Origin of the sequence: Janthinobacterium sp. 35 (genome assembly GCF_002754575.1) — a bacterium.
Lineage (GTDB): Bacteria > Pseudomonadota > Gammaproteobacteria > Burkholderiales > Burkholderiaceae_D > Janthinobacterium > Janthinobacterium tructae.
Map to the genome: position 1 here is coordinate 1,896,062 of NZ_PEFN01000001.1, position 13,960 is coordinate 1,910,021.

The 13,960-nt window shown below is 56.9% G+C and carries 5 protein-coding genes, 2 tRNA genes and 2 rRNA genes; 1 reads left to right on the forward strand and 8 read right to left on the reverse strand.

Translation table 11 applies throughout. The features are described 5' to 3' along the window. Positions 1 to 75: 75 nt before the first annotated feature. The 4 genes from CLU93_RS08555 to CLU93_RS08570 form a co-directional block, all read right to left on the reverse strand. Positions 76 to 2,951: ribosomal RNA gene (locus tag CLU93_RS08555) — 23S ribosomal RNA — on the reverse strand. A 240-nt stretch (positions 2,952 to 3,191) separates the two neighbouring features. Then, positions 3,192 to 3,267, reverse strand: a tRNA-Ala gene (locus tag CLU93_RS08560). A 25-nt stretch (positions 3,268 to 3,292) separates the two neighbouring features. Beyond that, positions 3,293 to 3,369 (reverse strand) — tRNA-Ile (locus CLU93_RS08565). Positions 3,370 to 3,450: 81 nt separating this feature from the next. After that, positions 3,451 to 4,981, reverse strand: a 16S ribosomal RNA gene (locus CLU93_RS08570). Together the 16S and 23S rRNA genes with 2 tRNA genes alongside form the textbook arrangement of a ribosomal RNA operon. Before the next feature lie 630 nt (positions 4,982 to 5,611). Here CLU93_RS08570 and CLU93_RS08575 point away from each other — a divergent pair. Beyond that, the gene (locus tag CLU93_RS08575) at positions 5,612 to 7,600 is read left to right on the forward strand and encodes a sigma-54-dependent Fis family transcriptional regulator (protein ID WP_243136199.1); all 1,989 of its coding nucleotides are present in this window, start codon (positions 5,612 to 5,614) and stop codon (positions 7,598 to 7,600) included. 1 nt (position 7,601) lies between these two features. Here CLU93_RS08575 and CLU93_RS08580 read toward each other — a convergent pair whose 3' ends face one another. The 4 genes from CLU93_RS08580 to CLU93_RS08595 all read right to left on the reverse strand — a co-directional run bounded on the left by CLU93_RS08580 (position 7,602) and on the right by CLU93_RS08595 (position 13,955). Beyond that, entirely contained in the window at positions 7,602 to 8,612 is a 1,011-nt protein-coding gene (locus tag CLU93_RS08580; RefSeq protein WP_099760756.1) for an FAD:protein FMN transferase, read from the reverse strand. Then, positions 8,602 to 10,674, reverse strand: a complete 2,073-nt coding sequence (locus CLU93_RS08585) for a 4Fe-4S binding protein (protein ID WP_257224909.1) — start codon at positions 10,672 to 10,674, stop codon at positions 8,602 to 8,604. The genes CLU93_RS08580 and CLU93_RS08585 overlap by 11 nt, the downstream gene beginning before the upstream one ends. 87 nt (positions 10,675 to 10,761) lie before the next feature. Next, entirely contained in the window at positions 10,762 to 11,922 is a 1,161-nt protein-coding gene (locus tag CLU93_RS08590) for a porin (RefSeq protein ID WP_243420117.1), read from the reverse strand. Positions 11,923 to 12,209: 287 nt separating this feature from the next. After that, entirely contained in the window at positions 12,210 to 13,955 is a 1,746-nt protein-coding gene (locus CLU93_RS08595; RefSeq protein ID WP_180287985.1) for a methanol/ethanol family PQQ-dependent dehydrogenase, read from the reverse strand. Between the last annotated feature and the right edge of the window lie 5 nt (positions 13,956 to 13,960).

Genomic DNA, 13,960 nt, shown 5'->3' on the forward strand with positions numbered 1-13,960 from the left:
GATTGGGTAATGAATAGTAGTATCAACAAACGCACAAGGTTGTACCGTCTTATCCTCTGTACCTGCTAAGGTTATAGGGACAAGCCGTACGGGCAATTAGTACTGGTTAGCTTAATGCATTACTGCACTTCCACACCCAGCCTATCAACGTCCTGGTCTCGAACGACCCTTCAAAGAGCTCAAGGCTCTGGGAAATCTCATCTCAAGGCAAGTTTCCCGCTTAGATGCTTTCAGCGGTTATCTCTTCCGTATTTAGCTACCCGGCAATGCCACTGGCGTGACAACCGGTACACCAGAGATACGTCCACTCCGGTCCTCTCGTACTAGGAGCAGCCCCCTTCAAATTTCCAACGCCCACGGCAGATAGGGACCAAACTGTCTCACGACGTTTTAAACCCAGCTCACGTACCACTTTAAATGGCGAACAGCCATACCCTTGGGACCGGCTACAGCCCCAGGATGTGATGAGCCGACATCGAGGTGCCAAACTCCCCCGTCGATATGAACTCTTGGGAGGAATCAGCCTGTTATCCCCAGAGTACCTTTTATCCGTTGAGCGATGGCCCTTCCATACAGAACCACCGGATCACTATGTCCTACTTTCGTACCTGCTCGACTTGTCAGTCTCGCAGTTAAGCACGCTTATGCCATTGCACTATCAACACGATGTCCGACCGTATCTAGCGTACCTTCGAACTCCTCCGTTACACTTTAGGAGGAGACCGCCCCAGTCAAACTGCCTACCATGCACTGTCCCCGATCCGGATAACGGACCAAGGTTAGAACCTCAAACAAACCAGGGTGGTATTTCAAGGTTGGCTCCACGAGAACTAGCGTCCCCGCTTCAAAGCCTCCCACCTATCCTACACAGATTGGTTCAAAGTCCAATGCAAAGCTACAGTAAAGGTTCATGGGGTCTTTCCGTCTAGCCGCGGGTAGATTGCATCATCACAAACATTTCAACTTCGCTGAGTCTCGGGAGGAGACAGTGTGGCCATCGTTACGCCATTCGTGCAGGTCGGAACTTACCCGACAAGGAATTTCGCTACCTTAGGACCGTTATAGTTACGGCCGCCGTTTACTGGGACTTCAATCAAGAGCTTGCACCCCATCATTTAATCTTCCAGCACCGGGCAGGCGTCACACCCTATACGTCCACTTTCGTGTTTGCAGAGTGCTGTGTTTTTATTAAACAGTCGCAGCCACCAGTTTATTGCAACCCTTTCACCCTCATGGAGTAAACCAATCAAGCTACCGGGGCGTACCTTTTCCCGAAGTTACGGTACCAATTTGCCGAGTTCCTTCTCCCGAGTTCTCTCAAGCGCCTTAGAATACTCATCTCGCCCACCTGTGTCGGTTTGCGGTACGGTCTCGTATGACTGAAGCTTAGAGGCTTTTCTTGGAACCACTTCCGATTGCTTCGTGCACAAGTGCACTCGTCTCAACCCCTTGAATTGCGCACCCGGATTTGCCTAAGTGCCTTCTATGAGCCAAAAACCAACTATTCCAACAGTTGGACAACCTTCCGCGATCCGTCCCCCCATCGCATCATACGACGGTGCAGGAATATTAACCTGCTTCCCATCAGCTACGCATCTCTGCCTCGCCTTAGGGGCCGACTCACCCTGCTCCGATGAACGTTGAACAGGAAACCTTGGGCTTACGGCGTGGAGGCTTTTCACCCCCATTATCGCTACTCATGTCAGCATTCGCACTTCTGATACCTCCAGCATCCTTTACAAGACACCTTCGCAGGCTTACAGAACGCTCTCCTACCATATCCAATAAAGGATATCCGCAGCTTCGGTGACTGGCTTAGCCCCGTTACATCTTCCGCGCAGGACGACTCGATCAGTGAGCTATTACGCTTTCTTTAAATGATGGCTGCTTCTAAGCCAACATCCTGACTGTTTTAGCCTTCCCACTTCGTTTTCCACTTAGCCAATCTTTGGGACCTTAGCTGGCGGTCTGGGTTGTTTCCCTCTTGACGCCGGACGTTAGCACCCGACGTCTGTCTCCCAAGCTCGCACTCATCGGTATTCGGAGTTTGCAATGGTTTGGTAAGTCGCAATGACCCCCTAGCCATAACAGTGCTCTACCCCCGATGGTGATACTTGAGGCACTACCTAAATAGTTTTCGGAGAGAACCAGCTATTTCCAAGTTTGTTTAGCCTTTCACCCCTACCCACAGCTCATCCCCTAATTTTTCAACATTAGTGGGTTCGGACCTCCAGGGCGTGTTACCGCACCTTCATCCTGGCCATGAGTAGATCACTTGGTTTCGGGTCTACACCCAGCGACTGATCGCCCTATTCGGACTCGATTTCTCTACGGCTTCCCTATATGGTTAACCTTGCCACTGAATGTAAGTCGCTGACCCATTATACAAAAGGTACGCAGTCACGGAACAAGTCCGCTCCTACTGTTTGTATGCACACGGTTTCAGGATCTATTTCACTCCCCTTCCGGGGTTCTTTTCGCCTTTCCCTCACGGTACTGGTTCACTATCGGTCGATTACGAGTATTTAGCCTTGGAGGATGGTCCCCCCATATTCAGACAGGATGTCACGTGTCCCGCCCTACTTGTCGCATGCTTAGTTCCACACATCGCATTTCACGTACCGGGCTATCACCGTCTGTGGCTCCTATTTCCAGAGGATTCTGTTATGCGTCATGCTAAAACATGCAGGCTCTTCCCATTTCGCTCGCCGCTACTTTGGGAATCTCGGTTGATTTCTTTTCCTGCAGCTACTTAGATGTTTCAGTTCGCCGCGTTCGCCTTGCATACCTATGTATTCAGTATGCAATACCCTAAAAGGGTGGGTTGCCCCATTCGGAAATCTGCGGATCAAAGTGTGTTTGCTCACTCCCCGCAGCTTATCGCAAGCTACTACGTCCTTCATCGCCTGTAATCGCCAAGGCATCCACCATGTGCACTTATTCGCTTGTCCCTATAACGTTAGCCTCTCATCATTTGCATGAGGAAAGAGCGTTACAGGAATAAGAAAGTACAACGTTGTTGCTTGTTTGTTGATACATACAATCATTACCCATCGATTTGCGTTTTACGGCAAACCAATCAATAAATAATCTTTACTTCTTCCAGATTGTTAAAGAACATACAGCACTTGATCTCGAAAAGACCAAACCTAAATCCTGGTGCACTCTGCACTGATTTACGTTTGAACTTTTGGTGGAGGATGACGGGATCGAACCGACGACCCCCTGCTTGCAAAGCAGGTGCTCTCCCAGCTGAGCTAATCCCCCTAGGGTATTTCCAGACTACAGAAACTGGTAGGGCTGGTTGGACTCGAACCAACGACCCCCGCGTTATCAACACGGTGCTCTAACCAGCTGAGCTACAGCCCCAAATGCTGTTCTTTATATTAACAGCCGATAAGTGTGAACATTTGATGCGTGAACCAGTTACCTGATTCGTGCAAACTCTAGAAAGGAGGTGATCCAGCCGCACCTTCCGATACGGCTACCTTGTTACGACTTCACCCCAGTCACGAATCCTACCGTGGTAAGCGCCCTCCTTACGGTTAAGCTACCTACTTCTGGTAAAACCCGCTCCCATGGTGTGACGGGCGGTGTGTACAAGACCCGGGAACGTATTCACCGCGACATGCTGATCCGCGATTACTAGCGATTCCAACTTCATGCAGTCGAGTTGCAGACTACAATCCGGACTACGATACACTTTCTGCGATTAGCTCCCCCTCGCGGGTTGGCGGCGCTCTGTATGTACCATTGTATGACGTGTGAAGCCCTACCCATAAGGGCCATGAGGACTTGACGTCATCCCCACCTTCCTCCGGTTTGTCACCGGCAGTCTCATTAGAGTGCCCTTTCGTAGCAACTAATGACAAGGGTTGCGCTCGTTGCGGGACTTAACCCAACATCTCACGACACGAGCTGACGACAGCCATGCAGCACCTGTGTACTGGTTCTCTTTCGAGCACTCCCTGATCTCTCAAGGATTCCAGCCATGTCAAGGGTAGGTAAGGTTTTTCGCGTTGCATCGAATTAATCCACATCATCCACCGCTTGTGCGGGTCCCCGTCAATTCCTTTGAGTTTTAATCTTGCGACCGTACTCCCCAGGCGGTCTACTTCACGCGTTAGCTGCGTTACCAAGTCAATTAAGACCCGACAACTAGTAGACATCGTTTAGGGCGTGGACTACCAGGGTATCTAATCCTGTTTGCTCCCCACGCTTTCGTGCATGAGCGTCAATCTTGACCCAGGGGGCTGCCTTCGCCATCGGTGTTCCTCCACATATCTACGCATTTCACTGCTACACGTGGAATTCTACCCCCCTCTGCCAGATTCTAGCCTTGCAGTCTCCAATGCAATTCCCAGGTTGAGCCCGGGGATTTCACATCAGACTTACAAAACCGCCTGCGCACGCTTTACGCCCAGTAATTCCGATTAACGCTTGCACCCTACGTATTACCGCGGCTGCTGGCACGTAGTTAGCCGGTGCTTATTCTTCAGGTACCGTCATTAGCAAGAGATATTAGCTCTCACCGTTTCTTCCCTGACAAAAGAGCTTTACAACCCGAAGGCCTTCTTCACTCACGCGGCATTGCTGGATCAGGCTTTCGCCCATTGTCCAAAATTCCCCACTGCTGCCTCCCGTAGGAGTCTGGACCGTGTCTCAGTTCCAGTGTGGCTGGTCGTCCTCTCAGACCAGCTACTGATCGATGCCTTGGTAGGCTTTTACCCTACCAACTAGCTAATCAGATATCGGCCGCTCCACGAGCATGAGGTCTTGCGATCCCCCACTTTCATCCTTAGATCGTATGCGGTATTAGCGTAACTTTCGCTACGTTATCCCCCACTCTAGGGTACGTTCCGATATATTACTCACCCGTTCGCCACTCGCCACCAGAGCAAGCTCCGTGCTGCCGTTCGACTTGCATGTGTAAGGCATGCCGCCAGCGTTCAATCTGAGCCAGGATCAAACTCTTCAGTTTAATCTCTGTTTAATGTCATTTCTGACAGGTCGGACAGTATCACTACCATCCAAATCTTTTGCATTGCAAAAGATTTGCTCACTCAAAAAACTGACAGGCTACTTCCGAAGAAGTATCCTATTTCATTATTTCTTGTGAACATTTGATATTTTAAGTTAGACGCCAATCCAAAGATTGGCGCTGCACTTACATCAAATGCCCACACTTATCGACTGTTAATTGTTAAAGAACGGTATTCGGTACTGCTTTCGCGCTATCGACAAAGCGTTGTGTTTGTCAGCTGCGAAGAAGGAAGAGTATGAAGCGTTTCGGCTATTTCGTCAACCTTCTTTTTTTCCCGCTTCACTCGGCATTTGCATGCATCGTTCAGCGAGGGGGCGAATTATAGTCCTGCCCCGCGCACCCGGCAAGGGCTATTTTTCAGCTCCGAGAAACAGCCCTGGCACCGCACTTGCTTATACAGACATATGCACTACACACTGATGGCAGCAACTCTGGGCCTGGCAGCAACACTGGGGACAGCCCGGTTCGCTTTGCTTTGCTCCCATCTGTGACAGGTGCTACATTATGGAACACTCTCGATATTCAAAAGAGCGCCGCAGTACAGGGCCCAACGGAGGCAACGAGATCATGTATCAACCGTCAGCTACTTACCGTAGCGCACCGTTTTCGTCCATCGCGGACGCGAACATTTTGCCGGCAGGACAGGACAATGTCCCCGTCATCATCGAAACGTCCCATCAGCGCTCAGTCGCCTTTGGCCTGTCGCCCACGGCCACGCCCGACTTTACGCCGGCCGGCAAATCCGACCTGTCACTGCTGATCGAGCAGAACCGCATGCTGCACACGCACGCGCTGCCCGCCATGGAAACCCTGTACCAGCAAATCGTCAACACGCACAATATGGTGATCTTGACGGATGCCAACGGCGTCATCGTGCATTCGCTGGGCGACGATGATTTCCTGGAGAAAGCCAACCGCGTGGCCCTGCAGCCGGGCGTGGCATGGTCGGAACAAAGCCGCGGCACGAATGCCATCGGCACGGCCATCACGGAAAAAGTACCGACGTTGGTCCATGCGGACCAGCATTACCTGGCCGCCAATCACTTCCTGACGTGCTCCGCGGCACCGATCACCGATCACCGGGGCAATGTCATCGGCGTGCTGGACGTGTCCAGCGACCAGCGCAGCTTTCACAAGCATACGATGGCCCTGGTGCGCATGTCGGCGCTGATGATCGAGAATCAGCTGTTTTCCGCCACCTTCGAAGATGCCATTACCGTGCACTTCCACGCGCGCCCCGAATTCATCGGCACCTTGATGGAAGGCATCGCCTCATTCACGCCGGGCGGGCGGTTTTTATCCGCCAATAAAAACGGTTTGTTCCAGCTGGGCCTGTCATTCGCCGCGCTGCAATCCCATACCTTCAGCTCCCTGTTCGGCTTGCCCGTGTCTGCCCTGTACGAACATTACCGCACGGCCTCACCCGGTTTGCTGAACCTGTGCATGCACAGCGGCGTGCGCGTGTATGGGCGCGCGCAGTTGCGCTTGTCCAATAGCGTTTTCCAGCACGGTTTCACTGCCAGCACCGACCATAGCGATATCAACGCCGTGCCGGCCCAGGTTCCCGCACCGGCCAGCCATGCGGCCAACGCGGCGCGCCGCCTGTCCGGCCTGCGTTACTTGCGCACGGGCGATCCGCAACTGGAACTGGTGATCGAAAAGGTCAACAAGGTGCTGGGACGCGATATCCCCATCCTCGTCATGGGCGAAACGGGTACCGGCAAGGAATTGCTGGCGCAAGCCATCCATAACGACTCGCCGCGGGCCATGGGACCGTTTATCGCCGTCAATTGCGCGTCGATCCCGGAAACCCTGATCGAGTCTGAACTGTTCGGCTATGAAGATGGGGCATTTACGGGCGCGCGCAAGAAGGGGGCGATAGGCAAGATCCTGCAAGCCAATGGCGGCACCCTGTTCCTCGATGAAATCGGCGACATGCCCTTTGGCTTGCAGGCGCGGCTGTTGCGCGTGCTGCAGGAACGCATGGTCACGCCGCTGGGCAGCAGCAAATCGATCACCGTCAATGTGGAACTTATTTGCGCCACGAATCACAACTTGCGCGAACGCATGGCCAAGGGACTGTTCCGCGAAGACCTGTATTACCGCCTGAATGGCCTGGTGGTCAAACTGCCGCCGCTGCGCGAGCGCACCGACCTGGACACGGTCGTCAAGAAAATCCTCGCGACGGAAGCGCCCGATACGCGCTACACGGTGGCGCCGGACATCCTGCGCATGTTCCACCAGCATAAATGGCCAGGTAATTTCCGCCAGCTGACGAACCTGTTGCGCACGGCCATCGTCATGGCAGGCGACGAGCATGAAATCTGTCTGCGCCACATGCCTGATGATTTCCTCGACGATATTGAGATGACGCAAGCCCATGCCGCCAGCGCCAGCACCGACCGCATGATCGCCGCCGGCGCCAACCTGGAAGAAATGGAACAAAGCGCGATTCTCAAGTCGCTCGATGCCCACGGCGGCAACGTCTCGGCCACGGCGCGGGCCCTGGGCGTGTCGCGCAATACGATCTATCGCAAGGTGCCGCATCTGAAATGACCTAGAGTAAACGGGCAAAGCCGGGCGACATCTCGCGCCGCCCCGACTTGTCGATGGTCATCAGGTCGACGCCCGGCATGTGTGCGGCCATCGCATGCGCACGCGCGGCCCCCGTCACCATAAAGGTCGTCGACAAGCCATCAGCCAGCAAGCCCGTGGGCGCCAGCACGGTCACGCTGGCCAGTTCGCCCGGCGAATCACCGTTCGCTGGGTCGAAGATATGGTGATGCACGAAGTCGGGCGTAAACGTGCATTCGTAATCGCCTGACGTGGCCACGCTGCGCCCCTCCACTTGCAAGGTGGCCGCCAGGATTTCTGCGTCGCGCGGGTCCTGGATGCCCAAGGTCCACGGACGGCGCAGGGAGCGCTGTCCGCGCGCAATGAACTCACCCGTGTCGAGCAGCGCGTGCCGTATGCCGCGCGCCTGCACGGCCGCCAGCGCCATGTCCGCCGCGTAGCCTTGCGCCAGGCCATTCAAGGTCAGCGCCATGCCGGGCTGAAGAAAACGCACTTCGCGGCTATCCCACGCCAGTTGCCGCCAGCCTACCCGCGCCTGCGCGGCGCGACGCAATGTGTCCGTCGGCAAGCTTGCCTGCTCTGCCGCCGCGCGAAACAGCTGCCATAAAGGTTGCACGGTGACATCAAACGCCCCATCACTCCATTGCGACAAGGCTTGCGCCTGCGCCAGCACGGCCAGCAGATGCGCGTCCGGCCGGGCCAGACGGCCGTCACGATTCAGCTGGAAGACTTGGCTGGCCGGGCTGTAAATACTCATCAGGCGGTCGATATTCCTGGCCGCATGCAAGGCGTCTTCAATCGCCAGTTCGGCCTGGTGCTGATCGTGGTGCAACACGGTGACGGTGATCGTCGTGCCAAACGCCAACGCGGCGCCTTGATAAGGCCGCACGCCGGACGCCGTGGCCGTGCCGCGCGCCATGCTGCCAGGCAAGGACAAGCCCGCCATGCCGGCCACGCTGCCGATCGCTGCGGAAATAAAGGTTCTACGCTGCATTGCTGCTCTCCTCTGCCGTGGCCCGGACGATGGGAATGGTACGGGCACGCTTGATTTCCAGCATCAAGGGTGCGCATTTTTCATCGCTGGCGTAAATCACCACGCAATCCATGCACTGGAAACACTCACCGTAATCGACCTTCCCGCTGGGCGCGATGGCGTGATACTCGCAACGGTGGCGGCAAGTCTGGCAAGGCGTGCCGCATTGCTTGCGGCGGGGAATCCAGTTGAACAAGCGAAAGCGCCCCAGCAGCGCCAGCGCCGCGCCAAACGGGCATAGATAGCGGCAAAAGAATTTGTAGGAAACACTGCTAAGCAGCAGCAAGCCCACGGCATAGGCGACGAAGGGCCAGGCGCGCACGAAGTTCAGGGTAATGGCCGTCTTGAACGGCTCCAGCTCCACCAGCTTGTCCGTGATCTGGCTGGAAAACATGCTGCTGCCAAGAATGGCCGCCAGCAAGCCATACTTGATCCATTTCAAGCGCCCGTCGAGGCGCGGCTTGATCTTCCACTGCGGCAAGCGCAGCCACTGGCCCAGCTTGCCCGTGAATTCCTGCAGCGCGCCAAACGGACACAGCCAGCCGCAAAACGTGCCGCGCCCCCAGATAAACAGACTGAGCAGCACGAAAGCCCACAGGATCACCGTCATCGGATCGAACAGGAAAAAGCCCAGGCTGCGCCCCGCCAGCAGGGCCTGGATGACACCCGTGATATTGACAATCGATAACTGCCCCTGCGCGTAGTAGCCGATGAAAGCGATGGTAAACACCAGGAACAGGTTGCGGAACCAGGTAAATTGCCGGCCATCGCGCACCAGGCGTTTCTGCCAAGTCAATGCGCCGGCCAGCAGCGCCATCCCGGCCAGCAAGAGCAGCAACTCAGCCTTGCGGTTCTTCCACGTGCCGCGCCATGTGGCATCGTCGCCTTGCGGTGCGCTATAAAAATCAGCAGGCAGGCGGTAGCTGAAATCCACGTTGCGAGCGATGCGTTCCGGATACACGATGCCCTTGTTGCGCGTGATGGGGAGAGAAAATGCCAGCGGGCTGGCCGCATCGAGCCCCGCCTGGCTGATGATGCGAAACACGGCGATATTTTCTGTCGGCAACGCTGCCCCCTCCGACAAGCGCAATTCCAGGTCCAGGTCGCGCATGTCGATGGGCAAGCCATCCTGCTTCAGCAACAGCCTGTCCGGCACGGTGCCGCGCACGAAATCGTCGCCCAGCACGCTGTAGCGCCCGCGCGACATGACGAGGATGGCGTGGTCGCCCTCGTCGAGCCGGTTGCGCAGCTTGTTCCAGCTGCGCTCCGTCAATAGATTGCGTCCCACCGTGGGCACGGAGACATACGCCAGGTACAGGTCGATGAACACGCCGTCCGGCGCGCGCGCGGCTTCCACATCGAGTCCGGCGCCGGGACTGCCGGCAAACAGGGTTTCCACGTCCTTGTTGCTCAGGCGTACATGCTGAATCAAGCCCTGTTCGAGCATCTGCGCCACGCCGAGTTTCTCAAACACGTCCATGCGGATGCGGGCGATCTGGTCGGGGTCGCGCCCTTGCGCGAAGCCGAGTTTTTTGCGCGATACTTTCAAGGCTGACGCCAGCACGCTCTGGTTGATGATGCGCACGGAGGCCGTGGCCTTCGACACGCCGTCGATATCGGCGTGCGTCGCATCCGGTGCGCGTTTCGTCTTGGCATCGATGGCGATATTCTGTTTCAGCGACAAGCCCTGGTACTGTTTGACGAACTGGAACAACGGCGCTTCACCTAGGCCGTCGAGAAACACGGGTTCGTGGTGCGACAGCACGGATACGTCGAGAAAACTGCCTTTCGGATCGATGGCGATCAGCAGATTGACGGGTACGCCGGAAAAGCCGGGAATCGGGGCCAGGTCCACCGATTCAAACGCATAGCCGACCAGTTCGGTGGCCGTGGCGTTTTGCCGGAACAAGGGCCAGACGGGCAAATCGGCCTCCTTGTCGCCGACGACGATGGGAGCAGGAAAACGCCGTGCCAGCTCGGCCTTGGTGAGTACACCCGCCCACGCCTGTCCCAGAATGAACAAAAATAGCCAGCATCCGATGAACAACCGCATTATCCGCATGCACTGTGCTCCGTGCGGCGCCCTGTCGCAAGGCGCCGCGTTCATTAATTAGAAGAAAATAATGCCGCCCAGCGACACGCCATTCATCTTCGCTTCGCCGCCCGTAAAGCCTTTCGAGCGCGTCTGGCCCAGTTCGCCCACCAGGGTGATCGCGCTGTTGAGCGAGTAGTACGCGCCCAGGGTCAGGTTGGCGTTCGACTTCAAGCCGCCCGTGCCGGCCGTGTTGTCGTCGTTCTTGCTGATGCCGTAGGACAAGCCCAGCTTCAGCTTCTCCGTCGTTTTATACGTGCCTTGCAGCAGCCAGTTCTTCGACTTGGTATCGCCCTGGTCCGCATCGGAGAGTATCCCCAATCCTTTGCCGCCCTGGAAGTTGACCAGCACGCCGGCCGGGCCCATCTGGTACGAGCCGCCCACTTCCACGCCGCGCATGGTCAGGTCATCGACACCTGGCGTTTTCGAGGTGAATTTTTGCGACTTCACGCCCAGCCAGGCTTTCAAGCCTTCCTGCGCATACGTCACTTGTGCCTGCACTTGCGGACTCGACTTCGAGGAATAGGTCGAGCCTGCCACGATGGGCGTATCGGAGACGGGGCTGACCAGCGCCACATCGACGCCAAAGCCGCCGGACTTCGGCGAGCTGTACATGATCTGGCCATAGTTTCCCAGATAGGTGTAGCCGGCGCCGATATGGCCCAGGGTCACCCGGCCCCGCTGCGTCGCTTGCACGGGTGCACCCGAACCCAACAAGGTCATGTCGGACAGGATCGCATTCGCGCCGAAGATGCCGTAGTCGCGGCCCAGCTTGAAGGTGCCCATTTCCGCATTGCCGAACGTGAAGAAGGCCTGGCGCACATCGACCACGCTGTTCTGGCTGATGGCGCTGTCGGTGGCCGTCGAGTTATAGATGCCGATCAAGGCTTTCACGTCGTACTCGCCCAACCGCGAGCTTGCCGAGGTAATCAAGCCATTCGGCAGCAAGCCATTGCCGATCGTGGTGCGGTCCTTCTCGCCGCCGCAACCGAGCGCCTGGCCACCCAGCGCCAGCCCGCCCACCGCATCGCCCGAACACGACACTTGCGTGTAATAGGCGTTGACGATGCCGCCCACCGACACGGTCCAGTCTCCCGCCTTGATATCGACGGCTTGTGCCTGCCCCATCGCTGCGATTGTCATGACACCCAGGCTCCCCAGCTTGCTCAATGTGTTCATTGCGTCTCCTCTTTCTTCTCTGTTTTTAGTGTGCACACCAGTGATTGATGTACCTCAAGCTTTGGCAATAAGCGTGCCCAGCACTGCTCAGAGGGAGAAAGAGAAAAAGCGTCGTTAACGTGTGCAGCAGCGGATCAATTGCCACAGATAGTGTTCATTTTTTGACCGCAAGTATGCATAGTGGAGAGACTGGTAAACAAAAAACTGACGGCCTGGGCCGTCAGCAAAAAGAAAGCGCCCGGCGGACAGGGAGACACCCGTCCGAATGGCCCGGGCGTTTCACCCCGTTACTTCGATGCCAGTTTGAAGACCCACACGGAACCGCCCTGCTCCAGGAAGTTGACCTTCTTGGCCACTTCGCCACCCCACAGCGGTACCGCGCCACCCCAGCCAGATACGACGGCCACATATTGCGTATCGCCATCCTGCCAGGTGACGGGCGGCGCCACGACGCCGGAACCCGTCTGGAATTTCCACAGTTCCTTGCCCGTCTTCGCGTCGACGGCTTTCAGGTAGCCTTCCGGCGTGCCATAGAACACCAGATTGCCGGCCGTGCTCATCACGCCGCCCCACAGCGGCGCGTTGTTCTTGATTTCCCAGACGATCTTGCCCGTCTTCGGATCAATGGCGCGCATGGCGCCGATGTAGTCGTCAAACAAGGGTTTGATGGTAAAACCGGCACCGAGGAAAGCGCCACCCTTCTTGTAGCTGATCGGCTCGTTCCAGATGTCCATGCCCCATTCGTTGGCGGGAACGTAGAACAGCTTGGTTTGCGGCGAGTAGGCCATCGGCATCTGGTTTTTTGCACCGAGGAAAGCGGGCGCGGCAAACACGGTCGTGCCTTTCTTGCCCTCCTCTCCCTTGGTCGGGTCGCCTGGGCGGCCGGCGGCGATGTAGTTCGGCCGTCCCGTTTTCAGGTCGATGCTGCTGGCCCAGGTGATTTTCTTCACAAACGGAAAGGCGTTCTGCAGCTTGCCGTTGGTGGCATCGATGACATAGAAGAAACCGTTGCGGTCGGCCTTGCCGCCGTAGCGCTTGCCATCCATGTCGAAGGTGACGAACTCGTTGGCGCCATCGAAATCCCAGGCATCGTTGGGCGTGTTTTGATACGCCCATTTGATCTGGCCCGTCTTGACGTCCAGCGCCACGGTGGACGAGGAATACAGGTTGTCGCCGGGACGCAAATGGCTGTTCCATGGCGCCGGGTTGCCGGTGCCGAAATAGGCCAGCTTGGTTTGCGGATCGTAGGTGCCGCCCATCCAGGTCGAGGCGCCGCCCGTTTTCCACAGGTCGCCCGGCCAGGTTTTGTTCACCGTTCCCGAGATGCCGTTGTCGATGGCCTTGCCATCCTTGTCGTAGCGGTGGCCCATATGGCCCTCTACCGTCGGACGGCTCCACACGAGGTCGCCCGTCATCGGGTTGCGCGCTTCGACCCGGCCGACGATGCCGAATTCGCCGCCCGACACACCCGTCAGCAGCAAGCCTTCGGCGATCAGCGGCGCGGCCGTCATCGAGTAGCCGGCCGCATAATCGTCGACCTTTTCCTTCCAGACGATCTTGCCCGTGTTCTGGTCCAGCGCCACCAAGTAGGCGTCGAGCGTGCCAAAAATCACCAGGTTGCCATACAGGGCGGCACCGCGGTTGACCACGTCGCAGCACGGCATGATGCCGTCCGGCAAGCGATGCTCATACTTCCACAGCTTGGCGCCCGTTTTCAAGTCGACGGCAAAGATGCGCGAGTACGATGCCGTGACGAACATCTTGCCGTTATGAATCAGCGGCTGCGATTCCTGGCCCCGCTGTTTTTCGCCGCCAAACGAGAACGACCAGGCCGGCACCAGCTTGGCCACGGTCTTGTCATTGATTTGCGTCAACGGCGAATAGCGCTGCCCCTGCGTGCCCATGCCAAACGACAGCACGCTGGCTGGATTCTTCGCCGTGTTGTCGAGCATGGCATTGGTGACATTGCCCACGTCGGCCGCCTGGGCCAACGAGGCCAAGGATGCCAACCCCAAACCGACGACGATCCCCATGATTT

Coding starts and splice junctions, on each gene's coding strand:
- CLU93_RS08580 (WP_099760756.1), bottom strand. CDS start 8,612: ATGCAGCGTAGAACCTTTATTTCCGCAGCGATCGGCAGCGTGGCCGGC.
- CLU93_RS08595 (WP_180287985.1), bottom strand. CDS start 13,955: ATGGGGATCGTCGTCGGTTTGGGGTTGGCATCCTTGGCCTCGTTGGCC.
- CLU93_RS08590 (WP_243420117.1), bottom strand. CDS start 11,922: ATGAACACATTGAGCAAGCTGGGGAGCCTGGGTGTCATGACAATCGCA.
- CLU93_RS08575 (WP_243136199.1), top strand. CDS start 5,612: ATGTATCAACCGTCAGCTACTTACCGTAGCGCACCGTTTTCGTCCATC.